The organism is Acidovorax sp. sif1233 (genome assembly GCF_019218755.1).
Classification (GTDB): domain Bacteria; phylum Pseudomonadota; class Gammaproteobacteria; order Burkholderiales; family Burkholderiaceae_C; genus Acidovorax.
On record NZ_JAHUWZ010000001.1, the window covers coordinates 522,499 to 541,396 of the forward strand.

Consider the following 18,898-nt stretch of genomic DNA (forward strand, 5'->3'; position numbering starts at 1 on the left):
CAAGCCCCTTGGACAAGTGTAGCGGCCAGCCTGCCTGCCGCCCCAGTGCGCGCCCACGCTGCCGAGGCTGGAGGAGGCCCGCGCCGCGCGGGCGCCTTGGCCGCCTCCAGCCGGCGTGCCCTGGCTACTGCATGAAACCCATGCGCCCCTTGGCGCTGGCGGCGCGCGGCAGGTCCGACACCTCCACGGTGCTGCGCTGCGCGAGCCGCGCGTTGCCGAAGCCGGTCATGAGCGCGCGGCGCATCTCGCGCGGCGGCATCTGGGCCAACTGGTCCAGCACGTCCGGCGTGGGGTCGGGGTCGAGGCGCCGCCCCCAGTCGTGCCCCGCGCGGATGCCGTGGTAGAGGTTCAGGGCGATGGCGCGGGCCTGTTCCTGGTTGGGCGGCTGCACCTGGTACACATTCATGCGGTTGAGGATGGGGTCGGGAATGCCCCGTTCATCATTGGCCGTGGTGATCCAGATGACCTGGCTCGCGTCGATGGGGATCTCGGCGAACTCGTCGGTGAAGCTCTGCGCCGTGTCGTGCTCCAGCAGGCTGTACAGCGCGCCCATGGGGTCGTACTGCGCATCGGTGCTGGCCTTGTCGATTTCGTCGACGACGATGACGGGATTGGCGTATTCGCCCTCCACCAGGGCCTCGAACACCTTGCCCGGGCGCGCTCCCTTCCATTGCGCCGACGAGCCCGACAGCAGCCAGCCCGCGGTCATGGAGCTCATGGGCAGCAGGTTCATGCCGGTGCCCAGCAACTCGGCCAGATGGCGCGCGAAGTGGGTCTTGCCGATGCCGGGTGGGCCCAGCAGCAGCATGGGCGTGACCTCCAGGCCGTCGCTGCTGTCCTGCGCCAATGCCACGTGGCGCTTCACGTCGTCCAGCACCTCGGTGAAGTTGGGCAACTGCCCGTACAGGCTGGCCATGTCGGGGATGCCCGAGGGCTTGACCTGAAAGCGCTCCGGGCCACGCTCCAGCATGCGTTCGTACACGGTGCGCAGGGTTTCGTATTCGCGCTGGTTGCCGGACTCCTGCAGCCGTGCGAGCTTGCGCTCGACATCGCCGGGGTGGAACACGCTGCGCATCTGGGCCACCGGCAGGCGCAGGGCGGGTGGCTGGGGAACAAGGCTATGGCTGGTCATTGCATGCTCCTTCGTGATGTGAGGTCACGCAACCATTCAAGCACACAACGTGCCGGCCGGATGATAGGGGTTCAATGGATTGGACGAAAGTCCATTGAATCTCTCGAAGTGTTACAAAGCCTCTCGAAGCTCTACGGGCCCAACCAGTTGGCTATTGCACCTTCTGGAAGGGGATGCCCTCCGACATGCTGGCGCCCAATTCGGATGGCCGATTGAAGAAATACATGGTTGCGCCAACCCGGTGCATCGCCACATTGATCTCCTGAATGTGGGAGCTTGGGCGCAGGTAACACTGCCGACCTCCGATGGGAACCGGCAAGCAAGAGTAGACGCCAAACTGGATGAACTCATGGACCTCGGGACCAACGAGTGTCCAGCCAACCGTGCCAGTAGAAACAAAATCGTCGAACTCGGCGGTGATGTTGATTTCAGGATAGTGCGCAGAATTCCACGTGCGTGCAGTACGCGTGGTTTGCCCGGCGTGTGAAAGAACGCGGGGCGTTTGTGTTAGTTCAGCTCTGGCGTCCCCCGTACAACCTGGGCCGGTGTAATAGGTGCCTTTTGCCACCAGGCCCAAGCTGCCATTCTCGTTCAGAGTGATGGAGTAAGTCGTTTTGAGGAATGCAGATGAGCAGGCTTCCCAGGTGCCCACATATTTCGCGAGCCCGGAGGGCACAGTTGGCGGGTCGGTCGGGACTGGATTGCCGGGCGGTGGCTCGGACGCAACGGGTGGACTCGGGTCGTCTGAACCACCGCATGCCGCGAGAAGGGCCGTAAGAAAAAAGGCCGCGACAACGCGCGATACACGTCTGCCAAAAGTGCTTTTGGGATTCATGGGTGTCTTGGGGGAGAGCCTGAGCAGACGGCGGTTTTACCATGAAGTCAAACATTCTCGGTTGCCCCTCCATGGGGTAGTTTCCCCATTTCCATATCGCCCTGGAGCGAAAGCAAAAGCCGCCCGCAGGCGGCTGTGTGGGTGCGAACCGATATGGGCTCAGCCTTCGGTGCCCAGCACCTGCTTGAGTTCGCCCGATTCGTACATCTCCATCATGATGTCCGAGCCGCCGATGAACTCGCCCTTCACGTAGAGCTGGGGAATCGTGGGCCAGTTGCTGTAGTCCTTGATGCCCTGGCGGATTTCGTCGTCCTCGAGCACGTTGACGGTGACCACGGCTTTGGGGTCCACGCCGCAGGCCTTCAGGATCTGGATGGCACGGCCCGAGAAGCCGCACATGGGGAAGCTGGCGCTGCCCTTCATGAACAGCAGGATGTCGCTGGATTTGACGAGGGCGTCGATGCGTTGCTGGGTGTCGCTCATGGGGATACTCCTTGAAAGAGGCGGGCGAGCCTCACCGGCCCGCGATGGGGGGATTATTTCACTGTCGGCCACTGTCCGCCCGAGCAGCGCGCGATGCCGGCCAGATCGTTGCGGCTTTGCACCTGGATGAAACCGGTGGCGGCGAGCAGGGCCCACACGGCGGGGGCCTGGTCGTGCCCGTGCTCCAGCAGCAGCCAGCCGCCGGGCCGCAGGTGCGCGGGGGCCTGGGCCACGATGGCGCGGATGTCGTCGAGCCCGTCGGCGCCGCTGGCCAATGCCTGCAGGGGCTCGTGCCTGAGCGCGGCCAGGTGCGGGTCGGCGCTGGCGATGTAGGGGGGGTTGGAGACGATGGCATCGAACAGGCCTGGCACGCCCGCCAGCCAGTTCGCTGGCTGGAACTGCACGGCCAGGTCCAGGCGTCGGGCGTTGGCCTGCGCCACGGCCAGCGCATCGGCGCTCGCGTCCACCGCCAGCACCTGGGCGGTGGGGCGCTGGTGCTGCAGCGCCAGCGCGATGGCGCCGCTGCCGGTGCCCAGGTCCACGACGCGGGGGGCGGGCAACGGGGCCATCACCTCCAGCGCCCAGTCCACCAGCGTTTCGGTGTCGGGGCGCGGGTCCAGCACGCGCGCATCCACCTCCAGGGGCAGGCCGTAGAACTCCTTGCGGCCGGTGAGGTAGGCCACGGGCTCGCCCGCCACGCGGCGCTGGCACAGGGCGATGAACCGGGCGTGCACGGCCTCGTCCAGCGCGTCCGTGTCGTGCGCCAGCAGCCAGGCGCGGCCGGCGTCGGGCCGGGCCAGGGCGTGCAGCAGCAGCAGTTGCGCATCGATGCGTTCCAGGCCCAGGGTGCGGGCCTGGGCCAAAGCCTGGGCCAGGGTGGGGGAGGTGTTGTTCACTACTATTTTGATAGCTACTGGCGCATGTCCATCAAGCGCCAGAGGCCATTTTGGTTCAAATCCTGGAATGGAGATCAGCCCGTGGTGCCCATCTCCAGCTCTTCCAGCTGCTCGGCCTCGCGCGCGTGGGCCAGGGCCTGCAGCACGTCGGCCAGGTCGCCTTCCATCACGTACAGCAGCTTGTACAGCGTGAGGTTGATGCGGTGGTCCGTCAGGCGCCCCTGCGGAAAGTTGTAGGTGCGGATGCGGTCGCTGCGGTCGCCGCTGCCGATCAGGCCCTTGCGCAGCGCGGCCTCCTTGGCGGCACGCTCGCTGCGTTCTTTTTCTTGAATGCGCGCCTGCAGCACCTGCAGGGCCTTGGCCTTGTTGGCGTGCTGGCTGCGGCCGTCCTGGCATTCGGCCACGATGCCGGTGGGCAAGTGCACCACGCGCACGGCGGAGTCGGTCTTGTTGATGTGCTGGCCGCCCGCGCCGGATGCGCGGAAGGTGTCGATGCGCAGGTCGGCCGGGTTGAGCTTGATGGCCTCGTGCTCGTCGGGCTCGGGCATCACGGCCACGGTGCAGGCGCTGGTGTGGATGCGGCCCTGTGTTTCGGTGGCGGGCACGCGCTGCACGCGGTGGCCGCCGGACTCGAACTTGAGGGTGCCGTAGACACCGCTACCGGAGGGGCCCGTTCCGGGCTGGCCTTCGATGCGCAGCACGATTTCCTTGTAGCCCCCCAGTTCGGCCGCGTTCTCGCTCACGATCTCCACCTTCCAGCCCACGCGGTCGGCGTAGCGGGTGTACATGCGCGTGAGGTCGCCCGCGAACAGGGCCGATTCGTCGCCGCCCGTGCCGGCGCGGATTTCGACGAACGCATTGCGCGCGTCGTCGGGGTCCTTCGGCAACAGCAGGCGCTGCAATTCGTCTTCCAGCTGCAGCAGTTCGGCTTCGGCACTGGTGATTTCTTCCTGCGCCATCTCGGCCATGTCGGGGTCGGCCAGCATCTCGCGCGCGCCGGCCAGGTCGGCCTCGCGCTGCTGGTAGCGGGCGTAGCGGCCCGCCACCTGCGTGACCTCGGCATGCTCGCGCGAGATGGTGCGGTACTGCGCCATGTCGCTCATGATGTCCTCGCGCGAGAGCAGGAAGTCGAGTTCGCCCAGGCGCTGCGCATAGCGCTCCAGCTGGCTTCGGAGAAAGGGTTTCATGGAATCCTGGAGAAATGGGTTGCTACGGATTTTGTAGCTGTTAGCGCTTGTGTATCAAGCGCTGAGGGCCGATCTGGCTTGAAATCGGAACGGGCTGGGGTGCGGGCGGGCGCCGCTACAGGCCGTTGTGGGGGGTCTTGCTTTGCGAGCGCAGGAACAGGCGCGAGACGGTCTGGGCCGTCTGGGCGCGCATCTCGGCGTCGCCCGCGCGCAGCTCGGCCAGGGTGCCGTGCAGCATTTTCTGTGTGAGGCCACGCGAGAGGGCTTCGAGCACGGCGTCCACATCCTCGCCCTTGGCCAGCAGCTTCTTGGCGCGCGCGATCTCCAGGGCGCGCCACTCGTCGGTCTGGGCGTTGAGCTGCTGGATCAGCGGCACCACGCCGCCGGTCTCGCCGGCCGGGCTGCGCAGCTCCATCCAGTGCATGAAGCTCTGCACGCCCGCGTCGATGATGGCCTCGGCCTGCGCCACGGCGGCCTGGCGGTTGGCCTGGGCCGTCTGCACCACGGTGGCCAGGTCGTCCACGGTGTACAGGTACACGTCGCCCAGGGCCTTGACCTCGGGTTCGATGTCGCGTGGCACGGCCAGGTCGACCATGAAGATGGGGCGGTGGCGGCGCTTTTTCAGCGCGCGCTCCACGGCGCCCAGGCCGATGATGGGCAGGCTGCTGGCGGTGCAGCTGATGACGGCGTCGAACTCGTGCAGGCGCTCGGGCAGGTCGGCCAGGCGCATCACCTCGCCGCCAAAGCGGGTGGCGAGCTTTTCGCCGCGCTCGAGGGTGCGGTTGGCAATGGCGATCTGCTTGGGGTTCTTGGCCGCAAAGTGCGTGGCGCACAGCTCGATCATCTCGCCCGCGCCGACGAACAGCACGCGGATCTTGCCGAGGTCTTCGAACAACTGGCTGGCCAGGCGCACGGCGGCGGCGGCCATGCTGATGCTGTGCGCGCCGATCTCGGTGCTGGTGCGCACCTCCTTGGCCACGGCGAAGCTGCGCTGGAAGAGCTGGTTGAGCGTGGTGCCCAGGGCGCCAGCGGTCTCGGCGGCGCGCACGGCATCCTTCATCTGGCCCAGGATCTGGGCCTCGCCCAGCACCATCGAGTCGAGCCCGCTGGCCACGCGGAAGGCGTGGCGCGCGACGAGGCTGTCCTCGAGCGTGTAGGAGTGCGAGCGCAGCAGCGCGGGGCTCACGCCGCCGCTCTGGGCCAGCCAGCCCAGCGTGTGGTCCATGGCGGGCTGCTCGCCCGCGCAGTAGATTTCGGTGCGGTTGCAGGTGGAGATGATGGCCGTTTCCACCCCGGGGTGGCGGCTGGAGGTGCCCAGCGACTGGCGCAAACCGTGCAATGTGGGAGCGATCTGGTCGAGCGCGAACGCGAACCGGCCGCGCAGATCGAGCGGCGCGGTGGTGTGGTTGATGCCGAGGGCCCAGACTGCCATAGTTCCCGATTATAAAATTGTTGGCCCGAACAGGCGGCCTTGCCTGTTCAAGCCTTGATGTGGGTCAATTCCATGGGTCCTCTGGACGTTTTCAATCACCTGCTCAACTTCGTGGCACCCGCCGCGGCCGTGGCCCTGCTGCTTGCCTTGTCGGGGCGCTTCATCGGCTCCAGAACACCCCTGCCGCTGTCTGGCGGGTTTCGCCTTGCGATCGTCTTCACCGTGGGCGTGGCAACCCTGGCCGCCGGACTGGTGGTGTGGGGGCGCGACGGCCGTATGCTGACCTATGCCGCGCTGGTGGTGGCCTGCGCCACCTGCCAGTGGGTGCTGGTGCGCGGCTGGAAGGCCTGACCGGCCGCACACCCGCGCGCAATGCCGTGCCATGCCCCGCACCCGCCGCCGGGCGGGGCGGGTGCACACTCCCCGATCCTCAACAACACAAAAACCTGGAGATAGAACACGATGACGCTCAAGCATTCCTGGCCCGTACTGGCCGCGGGGCTCGCCCTGTCGGTGGCCGCGCAGGCCCAGCAGGCCTTTCCTTCCAAGCCCGTGCGCATCGTCATCGGCTTTCCGGCCGGCGGTCCGCTGGACCAGCATGCACGCTTGCTCACCGACAAGCTGCAGGCCGTGCTGGGCCAGCCCGTGGTGGTGGACTACAAGGCCGGTGCGGGTGGCACCGTGGGCGCGCAAGACGTGATGAAAGCGCCGCCCGACGGCCACACCATCATGCTGGCCAACACGGGCGTGATGGTGATCAACCCCGGGCTCTACAGCCGCCTGCCGTATTCCACGCTCAAGGATTTTGTGCCCATCGCGCGCACCGCCATGCAGCCGCTGGCCCTTTTGGTGAACCCTGGCGTGCCCGCCAAGAACCTGCAGGAGTTCATGGCCTACGCCAAGTCGCGGCCGGGCCAGGTCAACTTCGGCTCGGCGGGCAATGGCGGCATCAGCCACCTGGTGCCCGAGATGTTCAAGACGGCCACCGGCCTGTTCATGGTGCACATCCCCTACCGGGGCAGCGCACCCGCGTTCACGGACCTCATGGGCGGCCAGGTGCAGTTCATGGCCGAAAGCATTCCGCAGGCCGCCAGCTACCACAAGCAGGGCAAGGTGCGCGCCCTGGCCGTGACCAGCAAGGAGCGCAACCCCGCGCTGCCTGACGTGCCCACGGTGATCGAGAGCGGCATCAAGGGTTTCGAGGTGGTGGGCTTCTACGGCTTCCTGGCTCCGGCCGGAACACCCAAGGACGTTGTCAACAAGCTCAGCGATGCCTTCGGCCAGGTGCTGCAGATGCCCGAGGTGCGCAACCGCATGGTGACCCAGGGGGCGGACCCAGCCTTCCTGGGGTCGGACGACTTCGCGAAATTCCTGGCTGCAGAGATGCCGCGCTGGGCCGACGCGGTGAAGAAGTCGGGCGCTAAATTGGACTGACCCCCTGAGGCGCTGCGCGCCTTCCCCCTGGAAGGGGGACGCCACCGGTGGCCCGGCAAAGCCGGTTCCACGGTGGCGCCGGCCTTGGGGCGGGGTTGGGGCGACGGCAGGCCCTAGGGCGTGGCGGGCGAAAAAAAGTCCACGCGGTCGGTGATGATGCCGTCGGTTTCCAGGTGGAGGAGCCGCTGCGCGGCCCAGTCGTCGTTCACCGTGTAGCTCAGCGCACGCAGGCCCGCGCCGTGGACCTGCGCGACCAGCGCCGCATCCCACAGTGCGTGGTTGCACACGATGGCCACGCAGCCTAGCTGGCGGGCCAGGTCCAGCCAGCCGTCGCGCAACGTGTCTAGCAGCAGCGCGCGCGGAATGTGGGGGGCCGTGGCCCGGGCGCCCGCCAGCGCGTCGGGCTGGAAGGATGAGAACAGGGGCTGCACGGCCTGGCCCTGCCACAGACGCGCCGCATGTTCCCCTACCACCCGGCCCGTTTTTTCCTCGACCCCGGGCGTTGGCTTGATCTCGATGTTCAGGAAGAAGCCGTTGGCGATGCAATAGCGCGCCGTGTTCTCCAGGGTGGGCAACGGCTCGCCCGCGTGGGTGCGCGAATGCCAGCTGCCCGCGTCCAGCTGGGCCAATGCGCTCCAGGGGTGATCGCCCCCGGTGCGGCTGGCGGTGGTGCCCAGCGCCTGCGCCGCGTTGGTGGTGCGGTCCAGCGTGGCGTCGTGCATCAGGAATGGCACGCCGTCGGCACTCAGCTTGGCGTCGCATTCGAACATGCGGTAGCCATGCCGGGCGCCCAACCGGAACGCGGCCAGGGTGTTTTCAGGGGCCAGCTTGCCGGCGCCACGGTGGGCGATCCAGCGGGGGTAGGGCCAGGGAGTAGACATGGTCATCTTGCCTCGTGGTTTGTGTGCCACGCCGCGGTGGCCACTGGCACGGCACCGCGCGCGGACGCCGAGCAAGGGCCGCCCCGCAGCGACGGCGTCGTCCCCCTTTCCGGCGCAGCCGGGAGAAGGGGAAAGCGGCGAAGCCGCTCAGGGGTGGGTCACTTTCTTTTTCCGGTGGTGGCGTCGAACGCATGCAGGCGGTCTGGGCGCGGCACCACGTGGATCACCGAGTCAGGCGCGGGCGCATGGGTGCCTTCTTCCACGCGCACAATGATCTGTTCGCCATGGATGCGGCCGTAGATGAGGCGCTCGGCGCCCAGCAGCTCCACCGTCTCGACCTTGACTTCCCAACCTTCGCTGCGCACGTCCAGGTGCTCGGGGCGGATGCCCAGGATGGTGCCGGGCGCGGCGCTGGGGGCGTTCTTGAGCAGGTTCATGGGCGGCGAGCCGATGAAGCTGGCCACGAAGGTGGTGGCGGGCGTGTGGTAGACCTCTTCGGGCGTGCCGAACTGCTCCATGTTGCCGGCGTTCATCACGATCATGCGCTGCGCCAGCGTCATGGCCTCGACCTGGTCATGCGTCACGAACAGGCTGGTGATGCCCAGTTCGCGGTGCAGCTTCTGGATCTCGAGGCGGGTCTGGGCGCGCAGCTTGGCGTCCAGGTTGGACAGCGGCTCGTCGAACAGGAACACCTGGGGCTGGCGCACGATGGCACGGCCCATGGCCACCCGCTGGCGCTGGCCGCCCGACAGCTCGCGCGGCTTGCGTTCGAGCAGATGGCCCAGTTCGAGGATCTTGGCGGCCTTGTCCACGCGCGCCCTGATTTCCTCCTTGGGCACCTTGGCGATCTTCAGGCCATAGGCCATGTTGTCGAAGTTCGTCATGTGCGGGTACAGCGCGTAGTTCTGGAACACCATCGCGATGTCACGCTGGGCGGGTTCCAGGTTGTTCACCACGCGGTCGCCGATGCGCAGTTCGCCGCCGGAGATTTCCTCCAGGCCCGCGACCATGCGCAGCAGGGTGGATTTGCCGCAGCCCGAGGGGCCCACGATGACGATGAACTCGCCGTCCTGGACCTCGGCGTTCACGCCGTGGATCACCTGGTTGGCCTTGGGGCCATGGCCGTAGCGCTTGATGATGTTGCGAAGGGAGATGGATGCCATGATGCAATGAATTTGATAGCTACAAGTGCTGAATGGATAAGCGCTGGCAGGGGTTTTGTCTTATTTCTCGGTGTCCACCAGGCCCTTGACGAACCAGCGCTGCATGACCACCACCACGAAGGCCGGAGGCAGCATGGCCAGGAGGGCCGTGGCCATCACGATGTTCCATTCGTTGCCCGCGTCGCCGCCGGCCAGCATGCGCTTGATGCCGATCACCACGGGGTACATGTCTTCCGAGGTGGTCACCAGCAGCGGCCACAGGTACTGGTTCCAGCCGTAGATGAACTGGATCACGAACAGCGCGGCGATCGACGTGCGCGACAGCGGCACCAGGATGTCCTTGAAGAAGCGCATGGGGCCCGCGCCGTCCACGCGGGCGGCTTCCACCAGTTCGTCGGGCACCGTGAGGAAGAACTGCCGGAACAGGAACGTGGCGGTGGCCGACGCGATCAGCGGCACCGTGAGGCCCGCATACGTGTTGAGCATGCCCAGGTCCGACACCACCTGGTAGGTGGGGCCGATGCGCACTTCCACCGGCAGCATCAGCGTGATGAAGATCAGCCAGAAGCAGATGCCCTTGAAGGGGAAGCGGAAGTACACGATGGCGAACGCCGACAGCAGCGAGATGGCGATCTTGCCCAGCGTGATGACGATGGCGGTGACGAAGCTCACCCACATCATGCGCGCCACCGGCGCGGTGGAGCCCGCGCCCGTGCCGCCGCCGAACAGGGCGTCGTGGTAGGTCTGCCAGAAGTTGCCGCCGGGCACCATGGGCATGGGCACCTGCACGATGTCCTGCGCGGTGTGTGTCGAGGCCACGAAGGCCAGGTACAGTGGAAAGCCGACGATGATCACGCCCAGCACCATGATGAGGTGCGAGAACGCGGTGAGATAAGGACTGCGCTCTACCATGCGAGGGCTCCAGGAGAGAGGGGCGATGAAGAAGACATGCGTGAATTAAGGAGTGCCAATGCGCGTGCCACCGCGGAACCGGCTTTGCCGGGCCGCTGGAGGCGCCCCCTCGCGGGGGAGGCGCCACGGGCGCTTCGGGGGGGAGTCATCTAGTACTGCACTTTCTTCTCGACGTAGCGGAACTGGATCACGGTGAGCACCACCACGATCACCATCAGCACCACCGACTGCGCGGCCGATCCGCCCATGTCCATGGCCTTGAACCCATCGTGGTACACCTTGTAGACCAGGATGGCGGTATCGCGGCCCGGGCCGCCTTGCGTGGTGGCGTCCACGATGGCGAAGGTGTCGAAGAAGGCATACACCACGTTGATCACGAGCAGGAAGAACGTGGTGGGCGAGAGCAGCGGAAACTGGATGCTCCAGAACCTGCGCCAGGGGCCCGCGCCATCAATGGCTGCGGCTTCGATGAGCGACTTGGGGATGGACTGCAGGCCCGCCAGGAAGAACAGGAAGTTGTAGGAGATCTGCTTCCACACCGCGGCGATCACGATCAGCGCCATGGCGTGGTCGGAGTTGAGCATGTGGTTCCAGTCGAAGCCCGACTGGCGCAGCATGTAGGCCACCACCCCGAGCGACGGCGAGAACATGAACATCCACAGCACGCCCGCCACGGCGGGTGCCACGGCATAGGGCAGCAGCAGCGCGGTCTTGTAGACCATCGCGCCCTTGATGATGCGGTCGGCGAAGATCGCCAGGATCAGCGACAGGCTGATGCCGCTGACCGCCACCAGGATCGAGAAGAAGGCGGTGGTCTTGAACGACGCCAGATAGCCCGGGTCCTGGAACAGATCCCGGAAGTTGTCGAAACCGACCCATTCCCTCGAGAAGCCGAAGGAATCCTGCATCTGGAACGACTGCACCAGGGCCTGGCCTGCGGGCCAGAAGAAGAAGACGCTGATGATGGCCAGCTGGGGTGCCAGAAGCACCCACGGCAGCCACGCAGAGCGAAAGAGAACGCGTTTTTCCATGTCCAGACTCTCAAAAAATGCCCCCGTGCTGACTGTTGCGCAGGGGCGCTGCCCCTCCGGGGGGGGCCGCTTTTTGCCCCGGGGCAGCCCGGCGGCAAAAAAAGACAACCCGCCGCCCAGTGAACCGCAGGGGTTTACAGGGGCGGCGGGCTTTCGATGTCCCCAGGCCGCAAGGGCCCGGTCGCATCCATAGGCGCTCGTCAGAACTTACTTGTTGGCGCGCGCGAACCGGGCCAGCTGTTCGTTGCCGCGGGTCACGGCCGTGTCCAGCGCCTCCTTGGGGGTCTTCTTGCCCGACCAGATCTGTTCGGTTTCCTCGTCGATGATGGAACGGATCTGCACGAAGTTGCCCAGGCGGATGCCGCGCGACTTGTCGGTGGCCTTGCGGATCATCTGCGTGACGGCGACGTCGGTGCCGGGGTTCTTTTCATAGAAGCCCGAGGCTTCGGTGAGCTTGTAGGCGGCCGTGGTCACGGGCAGGTAGCCCGTGCGCTGGTGGCTGGCCGCCTGCACCTTGGTGTCGTTCAGGAAGTTCAGGAAGTCGGCCACGCCCTTGTACTCTTCGGTCTTCTTGCCGGCCATCACCCAGAGGCTGGCGCCGCCGATGGCGGTGTTCTGGGGCGCGCCCTTCACGTCGGCGTAGTAGGGCAGGGCCGAGATGCCATAGGCGAACTTGGCTTCCTTGGCCACGCGGGCGTACAGGCCCGACGAGCCCGTGATCATGGCGCACTCGCCCGAGGGGAAGGACGCGTCCGGCACATTGCCGCGGCCCTTGTAGACGAAGCTACCGTCCTTGGAGGCCTTGGCCAGGTTCTCGAAGTGGCGCACGTGCAGCGGCGTGTTGATCTGCAGCTGGGCGTCGTTGCCGTCAAAGCCGTTGTTCTTGGACGCGAACAGCGTGTTGTGCCACAGCGAGAAGCTCTCCAGCTGCGTCCAGCTGATCCAGCTCGTGGTGAACGGGCAGCTGTGGCCGCTGGCCTTGAGCTTGGACGCGGCGGCGAACACCTCGGGCCATGTCTTGGGCGGGGTGTTGGGGTCCAGGCCCGCCTTCTTGAAGGCGTCCTTGTTGTAATAGAAGATGGTGGTGGAGCTGTTGAGCGGGTAGCTCAGCATCTGGCCGTTGGGCGCGGTGTAGTAGCCGGCCACGGCCGACACGTACTGGGTGGGGTCGAACTTGAAGCCGCCGTCGTTGAGCACCTTGGCGGCGGGCACGATGGCACCCTTGCTGGCCATCATGGTGGCGGTGCCTACTTCGAACACCTGGAGGATGTGGGGTGCATTGCCCGCACGGAACGCGGCGATGGCGCCCGTCATCGATTCGTCATACGTGCCCTTGTAGGTGGGCACGACCTTGTACTTGGTCTGGCTCGCGTTGTACTGTTTTGCCAGGTCGTTGACCCAATCGCCGAGCGCTGCGCTCATCGAATGCCACCACTGAATCTCGACCGGCGCCTGAGCCTGGGCTTGTGCAGGCAGGCACGCCGACATGGCGATGGCAGCGCAGACCGCCAGATGCTTCGTTTGCATGAATATTTCCTCCGAGGATGACAAAAAGCACAAGGGCCGGATGCTATGCAGCCGATGTGACATTGATATGTCGTTGTCGCATGAGCCTGTCGCTTGCAACAACCGGGGAAACCCCTTGGGGTCCCCATGAGGGAAGCGATTGTGACTCTTTTGTGACAAGGTGTGGCGCATTTGCCGAGGCTTGCAAGGTTTTGTGCAATGCACCATGCTGTCGGTCGCGCGCAGGCCTCTGCCGCGCCGGTTCGTTCGCGTCGTCGCGCGCCGGTTTCTTTTCCCCCTCTCCTCCTTCTTCCTTATTGCCATGGCCATCAATTCGCTGGACAAGAACAAGATCAAATTCCTGTTGCTCGAGGGCATCCACCCTTCCGCGGTGGATGTGATCCGCGGTGCCGGCTACACCCAGATCGAGACGGTGTCCGGCGCGCTGCCCGACGACGAACTCAAGCGCAAGATTGCCGACGTGCACTTCGTGGGCATCCGTTCGCGCACGCAGCTCACCGAGGAGGTGTTTGCGCAGGCGCACAAGCTGGTGGCCGTGGGCTGTTTTTGCATCGGCACCAACCAGGTGGACCTGAACGCGGCGCGCGAGCGCGGCATTGCCGTTTTCAATGCCCCGTATTCCAACACCCGTTCGGTGGCCGAGCTGGTGCTGGCCGAGGCCATCCTGCTGCTGCGCGGCATTCCGGAGAAAAACGCGGTGGCCCACCGTGGGGGCTGGCTCAAGTCGGCCGACAACGCCTATGAGATCCGGGGCAAGACGCTGGGCATCGTGGGCTACGGCTCCATCGGCACGCAGCTGTCGGTGCTGGCCGAGGCCATGGGCATGCAGGTGGCCTTCTTCGACGTGGTGAGCAAGCTGCCCCTGGGCAACGCGCGCCAGGTGCAGCATCTGCACGACCTGCTGGGCCAGAGCGACATCGTGAGCCTGCACGTGCCCGAGCTGCCGTCCACCGAGGGAATGATCGGCGCGGCCGAGATCGCCGCCATGAAGCCCGGCGGCATCCTCATCAACGCCGCGCGCGGCACGGTGGTGGATATCGAGGCCCTGGCCGGGGCCCTCAAGGCCAAGAAACTGCTGGGCGCCGCCATCGATGTGTTCCCGGTGGAGCCGCGCACCAACAAGGACGAGTTCCAGTCGCCCCTGCGCGGGCTGGACAACGTGATCCTCACGCCCCATGTCGGCGGCTCCACCATGGAGGCGCAGGCCAACATCGGCCTTGAAGTGGCGGAAAAGCTCGTGAAGTACAGCGACAACGGCACCAGCACCTCGTCGGTCAATTTCCCCGAGGTCGCGCTGCCCGCGCACCCTGGCAAGCATCGCCTGCTGCACATCCACCGCAACGTGCCGGGCGTGCTGTCGGAGATCAACCGCATCTTCTCGGACAACCAGATCAACATCTCGGCCCAGTACCTGCAGACCAACGAGAAGATCGGCTACGTGGTCATCGACATCGACGCGGCCTCGTCCGACCTGGCGCTGGACAAGCTGGCGAAGGTCGGCGGCACGCTGCGCAGCCGGGTGCTGTTCTGAACGGGGGGGGGTGCCTGGGCGGGGCGGGCGCCGGCAAGGGAAGGCACGGTGGCATAAAATCACGCCCCCACCCCAGGTAGACCCCCATGAATGTTCCGATTGCGTTGGCTGCCTTGCAGATGCAGGCTGCCGAGCCCGTGCGTCTGCGCGAGATTCCCTATAACTACACCTCGTTCTCCGACCGGGAGATCGTGATCCGCCTGCTGGGGTCCGCCTCCTGGGACGTGCTGGACCAATTGCGCAAGGAGCGCCGCACCGGGCGCTCCGCCCGCATGCTGTACGAAGTGCTGGGCGATATCTGGGTGGTGCAGCGCAACCCCTACCTGCAGGACGACCTGCTGGACAACCCCAACCGCCGCAAGCTGCTGGTCGATGCCCTGCAGCACCGCCTGGCCGAGATCGACAAGCGCCGCACCCCCGACGACGACGCCGGGCGGGACCGCCTGGTCGGCGAGCTGGTGGTGGCGGCGCGCCGCGCCGTGGCCGAATTCAACGCCACCTTCGAGCAGGCCGCGCAGCTGCGCCGCCAGATCCAGAAGACCCTGGGCCGCCTCACGGCCAAGGACAACATCAAGTTCGACGGCCTCTCGCGCGTGAGCCACGTGACCGACGCGACCGACTGGCGCGTCGAATACCCGTTCGTGGTGCTCACGCCGGACACGGAAACCGAGATGGCCGGCCTGGTCAAGGGCTGCATCGAACTGGGCCTGACCATCATTCCCCGCGGAGGCGGCACCGGCTACACCGGCGGCGCCATCCCGCTGACGTGGAAAAGCGTGGTCATCAACACCGAAAAGCTCGAAGCCATGACCGAGGTGGAGATGCGCCGCCTGCCGGGCATGGACCGCGAAGTGGGCACGGTGTGGACCGAGGCCGGCGTGGTCACCCAGCGCGTGGCCGATGCGGCCGAGCGCGCAGGTTTTGTGTTTGCCGTGGACCCGACCAGCGCCGAAGCCAGCTGCATCGGTGGCAACATCGCCATGAACGCGGGCGGCAAGAAGGCCGTGCTGTGGGGCACGGCGCTCGACAACCTGGCCAGCTGGCGCATGGTCACGCCCGACGCCCAGTGGCTCGAGGTGACCCGCCTGGACCACAACATGGGCAAGATCCATGACGTGGAGACGGCCACCTTCGAGCTGCAGTACTTCGAGGCCGACGGCAAGACGCCCGTGCGCACCGAGCGCCTGGCCATCCCGGGCCGCACCTTCCGCAAGGAAGGCCTGGGCAAGGACGTGACGGACAAGTTCCTCTCGGGCCTGCCCGGCATCCAGAAGGAAGGCTGCGACGGCCTGATCACCAGCGCGCGCTGGGTGGTGCACCGCATGCCCGAGCACACGCGCACCGTGTGCCTGGAGTTCTTTGGCAACGCCAAGGACGCCGTGCCCAGCATCGTGGAGATCAAGGACTTCATGTTCGCCGAGCAAAAGCGCTCGGGCGTGCTGCTGGCCGGCCTGGAGCACCTGGACGACCGGTACCTGAAAGCGGTGGGCTACGCCACCAAGAGCAAGAAGCACGGGGGCGGCCTGCCCAAGATGGTGCTGTTCGGCGACATCGCGGGCGACAACGCCGACGACGTGGCGCGCATCACCAGCGAGGTCGTGCGCATCGCCAACTCGCGCAGCGGCGAAGGCTTCATCGCCATCAGCCCCGAGGCGCGCAAGAAATTCTGGCTGGACCGCAAGCGCACGGCCGCCATCAGCCGCCACACCAACGCCTTCAAGATCAACGAAGACGTGGTGATCCCGCTGCCGCGCATGGCCGAGTACACCGACGGCATCGAGCGCATCAACATCGAGCTGTCCCTGCGCAACAAGATCAAGCTGTGCGACGCGCTCACCGAGTTCTTCGAGCGCGGCAACCTGCCGCTGGGCAAGCACGACGACGCGAGCGAAATCCCCTCGGCCGAACTGCTGGAGGACCGCGTGGCGCAAGCCCTGGCGCTGGTGGCCGAGGTGCGCGCGCTGTGGGCCGGCTGGCTGCAGGATGTCGAACCCCTGTTCCCGCAGCTGCAGGACCACACCCTGCGCGCGAGTTGGAAGACCCAGCTGCGCGCCCCCCTATCGGGCATCTTCGCGGGCGCGGCGTTCCAGCCCATCCTGGACGAAGCCACGGCCATCCACAAGCGCGTGCTCAAGGGCCGAGTCTGGGTGGCGCTGCACATGCACGCCGGCGACGGCAACGTGCACACCAACCTGCCGGTCAACAGCGACGACTATGAAATGCTGCAGACCGCGCACGAGGCGGTCGAGCGCATCATGGTGCTGGCGCGCAGCCTGGACGGCGTGATCTCGGGTGAGCACGGCATCGGCATCACCAAGCTGGAGTTCCTGACCGACGCCGAGCTGCTGCCGTTCGCGCAGTACAAGCAGCGGGTGGACCCCGAAGGGCGCTTCAACAAAGGAAAATTGCTCCGAAATCAGGAGCTGCCTGCGCTGGATGGGAAAGCGCTGGAGGCCCATCTGGCTTCCAAGCCGGCTTCCAGGCCCGCCGCCTTGCATGCAGACCTGACCAATGCCTACACGCCCAGCTTCGGCCTCATGGGGCACGAGTCGCTGATCATGCAGCAGAGCGACATCGGCGCGATCGCCGATTCGGTCAAGGACTGCCTGCGCTGCGGCAAGTGCAAACCCGTGTGCAGCACGCACGTGCCACGCGCCAACCTGCTGTACAGCCCGCGCAACAAGATCCTGGCGACCTCGCTGCTGGTCGAGGCGTTCTTGTACGAAGAGCAGACCCGCCGGGGCGTGAGCATCAAGCACTGGCAGGAGTTCGAGGACGTGGCGGACCACTGCACGGTGTGCCACAAGTGCGAGAGCCCCTGCCCGGTGAAGATCGACTTCGGCGATGTCACCATGAACATGCGCAACCTGCTGCGCAAGATGGGCAAGAAGACCTTCCGCCCCGGCAACGCGCTGGCGATGACCATGCTCAACGCCACGAATCCGGACACCATCAAGTTCATGCGTTCGGCCATGGTGGACGTGGGCTTCAAGGCCCAGCGCCTGGCCGTGGACCTGCTGCGCAAGGTGGGCCGCAGGCAGACGGCCAAGCCGCCAGCGACGGTGGGCACGGCGCCGATCAAGGAGCAGGTGATCCACTTCATCAACAAGAAGCTGCCCGGCGGCCTGCCCAAGAAGACGGCGCGCGCGCTGCTCGACATCGAGGACAAGGACTACGTGCCCATCATCCGCGACCCGCAGGCCACCACGGCCGAGACGGAGGCGGTGTTCTACTTCCCCGGCTGCGGGTCGGAGCGCTTGTTCTCGCAGGTGGGTCTGGCCACGCAGGCCATGCTGTGGCATGCGGGCGTGCAGACCGTGCTGCCGCCGGGCTACCTGTGCTGCGGCTACCCGCAGCGCGGCAGCGGCCAGTTCGACAAGGCCGAGAAGATGATCACCGACAACCGGGTGCTCTTCCACCGCGTGGCCAACACGCTCAACTACCTCGACATCAAGACCGTGGTGGTGAGCTGTGGCACCTGCTACGACCAGCTGCAGGGCTACGAGTTCGGCAAGATCTTCCCGGGCAGCCGCATCATCGACATCCACGAGTACCTGCTGGAAAAGGGCATCCAGCTGCAGGGCAAGGGTGCCTACCTGTACCACGAGCCTTGCCACAACCCGATGAAGCTGCAGGACTCGATGAAGACCGTGAAGGCGCTGGTGGGCGAGCAGGTCTTGAAGAGCGAGCGCTGCTGCGGCGAGTCGGGCACGCTGGGCGTGACCCGGCCCGACGTCTCCACGCAGGTACGTTTCCGCAAGGAAGAGGAGATCCGCAAGGGCGAGGCCCAGCTGCGCGAAAGCGGCGCCGTGGGCGCGCAGGACAACGTGAAGATCCTCACCAGCTGCCCCAGCTGCCTGCAGGGCCTGAACCGCTACGAAGGCGACCTGAACAACGGCCTGCTCGAAGCCGACTACATCGTGGTCGAGATGGCGCGCGAGATCCTGGGCGAGAACTGGATGCCGGACTATGTGCAGCGCGCCAACAACGGCGGCATCGAGCGGGTGCTGGTGTGACGGCCTGCCCGTTGTGCGCTGAAGATGGTGGCGCACTGGTCTGGCGCGGTGAGCGACTGCGTGTCATCCGTGCGCAGGAGGCGGGGTTTCCTGCCTTCTACCGCGTGGTCTGGAATGCGCATGTGGCCGAGTTCTCTGACCTGGCTGCTGCCGAACGTGCCCACTGCATGGAGGCCGTGACGGTGGTGGAGCAGGCCCTGCGCCAGCACCTGTCGCCCACCAAGGTCAACATCGCGGCGCTGGGCAACATGGTGCCGCACCTGCACTGGCATGTGATTGCGCGGTTTGACTGGGACAGTCACTTTCCCTCACCCGTGTGGGCGGCTGCGCAGCGGCCCAGCCCTGTGGCGCAAGAGGCTGCCGTGCAGGCGCTGCTGCCAGCGCTGGAAAGCGCCTTGCGCCAGCAGCTGGCGACCCTGGCTACTGCGTGACTGGCGC

General features: G+C 66.2%; 16 protein-coding genes. 5 read left to right on the top strand and 11 right to left on the bottom strand.

Translation table 11 applies throughout. From position 1 onward, the window contains the following. Positions 1–124: 124 nt before the first annotated feature. The 6 genes from KW843_RS02390 to hemA form a co-directional block, all read right to left on the bottom strand. A complete protein-coding gene (locus KW843_RS02390) occupies positions 125–1,132 on the bottom strand; it encodes an AAA family ATPase (RefSeq protein ID WP_218293481.1) in 1,008 nt (335 codons plus the stop codon). Positions 1,133–1,283: 151 nt separating this feature from the next. After that, the gene (locus KW843_RS02395) at positions 1,284–1,967 is read right to left on the bottom strand and encodes a hypothetical protein (protein WP_218293482.1); all 684 of its coding nucleotides are present in this window, start codon (positions 1,965–1,967) and stop codon (positions 1,284–1,286) included. Between the two features lie 159 nt (positions 1,968–2,126). Beyond that, a complete protein-coding gene (gene grxD, locus KW843_RS02400; RefSeq protein ID WP_218293483.1) occupies positions 2,127–2,450 on the bottom strand; it encodes a Grx4 family monothiol glutaredoxin in 324 nt (107 codons plus the stop codon). Positions 2,451–2,503: 53 nt separating this feature from the next. Further along, positions 2,504–3,346: a peptide chain release factor N(5)-glutamine methyltransferase gene (gene prmC, locus KW843_RS02405; protein WP_218293484.1), complete on the bottom strand. Its 843-nt coding sequence runs from the start codon at positions 3,344–3,346 to the stop codon at positions 2,504–2,506. A 74-nt stretch (positions 3,347–3,420) separates the two neighbouring features. Further along, on the bottom strand, positions 3,421–4,533 hold the full coding sequence (prfA, locus tag KW843_RS02410; RefSeq protein ID WP_218293485.1) for a peptide chain release factor 1: 1,113 nt from the start codon (positions 4,531–4,533) through the stop codon (positions 3,421–3,423). A 115-nt stretch (positions 4,534–4,648) separates the two neighbouring features. Next, the gene (gene hemA / locus KW843_RS02415) at positions 4,649–5,965 is read right to left on the bottom strand and encodes a glutamyl-tRNA reductase (RefSeq protein ID WP_218293486.1); all 1,317 of its coding nucleotides are present in this window, start codon (positions 5,963–5,965) and stop codon (positions 4,649–4,651) included. Positions 5,966–6,037: 72 nt separating this feature from the next. Between hemA and KW843_RS02420 the strand changes: the two genes are divergently transcribed. Next, a complete protein-coding gene (locus KW843_RS02420) occupies positions 6,038–6,316 on the top strand; it encodes a hypothetical protein (RefSeq protein ID WP_218293487.1) in 279 nt (92 codons plus the stop codon). A gap of 111 nt (positions 6,317–6,427) precedes the next feature. Continuing rightward, the gene (locus KW843_RS02425; protein WP_218293488.1) at positions 6,428–7,399 is read left to right on the top strand and encodes a tripartite tricarboxylate transporter substrate binding protein; all 972 of its coding nucleotides are present in this window, start codon (positions 6,428–6,430) and stop codon (positions 7,397–7,399) included. A gap of 113 nt (positions 7,400–7,512) precedes the next feature. On the opposite strand, the gene ugpQ is transcribed toward KW843_RS02425, so the two are convergent. The 5 genes from ugpQ to ugpB form a co-directional block, all read right to left on the bottom strand. Next, a complete protein-coding gene (gene ugpQ, locus KW843_RS02430; protein WP_218293489.1) occupies positions 7,513–8,286 on the bottom strand; it encodes a glycerophosphodiester phosphodiesterase in 774 nt (257 codons plus the stop codon). 152 nt (positions 8,287–8,438) lie between these two features. After that, positions 8,439–9,443 carry a sn-glycerol-3-phosphate ABC transporter ATP-binding protein UgpC gene (gene ugpC, locus KW843_RS02435; protein ID WP_218293490.1) on the bottom strand — a complete coding sequence of 335 codons (1,005 nt, stop codon included), beginning with the start codon at positions 9,441–9,443 and terminating at the stop codon, positions 8,439–8,441. Positions 9,444–9,503: 60 nt separating this feature from the next. Beyond that, positions 9,504–10,355 carry a sn-glycerol-3-phosphate ABC transporter permease UgpE gene (gene ugpE, locus KW843_RS02440; protein ID WP_218293491.1) on the bottom strand — a complete coding sequence of 284 codons (852 nt, stop codon included), beginning with the start codon at positions 10,353–10,355 and terminating at the stop codon, positions 9,504–9,506. A gap of 149 nt (positions 10,356–10,504) precedes the next feature. Beyond that, entirely contained in the window at positions 10,505–11,386 is an 882-nt protein-coding gene (ugpA, locus tag KW843_RS02445; RefSeq protein WP_218293492.1) for a sn-glycerol-3-phosphate ABC transporter permease UgpA, read from the bottom strand. Between the two features lie 207 nt (positions 11,387–11,593). Next, positions 11,594–12,913 (bottom strand): sn-glycerol-3-phosphate ABC transporter substrate-binding protein UgpB, encoded by a 1,320-nt coding sequence (gene ugpB, locus KW843_RS02450; RefSeq protein WP_218293493.1) that lies wholly within the window; start codon positions 12,911–12,913, stop codon positions 11,594–11,596. A 301-nt stretch (positions 12,914–13,214) separates the two neighbouring features. On the opposite strand from ugpB, the gene serA reads away from it, so the two are divergent. The 3 genes from serA (at position 13,215) to KW843_RS02465 (ending at position 18,891) form a co-directional block, all read left to right on the top strand. After that, positions 13,215–14,444, top strand: a complete 1,230-nt coding sequence (gene serA, locus KW843_RS02455) for a phosphoglycerate dehydrogenase (RefSeq protein ID WP_218293494.1) — start codon at positions 13,215–13,217, stop codon at positions 14,442–14,444. An 86-nt stretch (positions 14,445–14,530) separates the two neighbouring features. Further along, positions 14,531–18,460 (top strand): FAD/FMN-binding oxidoreductase, encoded by a 3,930-nt coding sequence (locus tag KW843_RS02460; RefSeq protein ID WP_218293495.1) that lies wholly within the window; start codon positions 14,531–14,533, stop codon positions 18,458–18,460. After that, on the top strand, positions 18,457–18,891 hold the full coding sequence (locus KW843_RS02465) for an HIT family protein (protein ID WP_218293496.1): 435 nt from the start codon (positions 18,457–18,459) through the stop codon (positions 18,889–18,891). The genes KW843_RS02460 and KW843_RS02465 overlap by 4 nt, the downstream gene beginning before the upstream one ends. Positions 18,892–18,898: the final 7 nt, after the last annotated feature.

Bases quoted from the DNA above. Each gene is read 5' to 3' on its own strand.
- KW843_RS02390 (WP_218293481.1), bottom strand. From the start codon at position 1,132: ATGACCAGCCATAGCCTTGTTCCCCAGCCACCCGCCCTGCGCCTGCCG.
- KW843_RS02395 (WP_218293482.1), bottom strand. From the start codon at position 1,967: ATGAATCCCAAAAGCACTTTTGGCAGACGTGTATCGCGCGTTGTCGCG.
- grxD (WP_218293483.1), bottom strand. From the start codon at position 2,450: ATGAGCGACACCCAGCAACGCATCGACGCCCTCGTCAAATCCAGCGAC.
- prfA (WP_218293485.1), bottom strand. From the start codon at position 4,533: ATGAAACCCTTTCTCCGAAGCCAGCTGGAGCGCTATGCGCAGCGCCTG.
- hemA (WP_218293486.1), bottom strand. From the start codon at position 5,965: ATGGCAGTCTGGGCCCTCGGCATCAACCACACCACCGCGCCGCTCGAT.
- KW843_RS02420 (WP_218293487.1), top strand. From the start codon at position 6,038: ATGGGTCCTCTGGACGTTTTCAATCACCTGCTCAACTTCGTGGCACCC.
- KW843_RS02425 (WP_218293488.1), top strand. From the start codon at position 6,428: ATGACGCTCAAGCATTCCTGGCCCGTACTGGCCGCGGGGCTCGCCCTG.
- ugpQ (WP_218293489.1), bottom strand. From the start codon at position 8,286: ATGACCATGTCTACTCCCTGGCCCTACCCCCGCTGGATCGCCCACCGT.
- ugpC (WP_218293490.1), bottom strand. From the start codon at position 9,443: ATGGCATCCATCTCCCTTCGCAACATCATCAAGCGCTACGGCCATGGC.
- ugpE (WP_218293491.1), bottom strand. From the start codon at position 10,355: ATGGTAGAGCGCAGTCCTTATCTCACCGCGTTCTCGCACCTCATCATG.
- ugpA (WP_218293492.1), bottom strand. From the start codon at position 11,386: ATGGAAAAACGCGTTCTCTTTCGCTCTGCGTGGCTGCCGTGGGTGCTT.
- ugpB (WP_218293493.1), bottom strand. From the start codon at position 12,913: ATGCAAACGAAGCATCTGGCGGTCTGCGCTGCCATCGCCATGTCGGCG.
- serA (WP_218293494.1), top strand. From the start codon at position 13,215: ATGGCCATCAATTCGCTGGACAAGAACAAGATCAAATTCCTGTTGCTC.
- KW843_RS02460 (WP_218293495.1), top strand. From the start codon at position 14,531: ATGAATGTTCCGATTGCGTTGGCTGCCTTGCAGATGCAGGCTGCCGAG.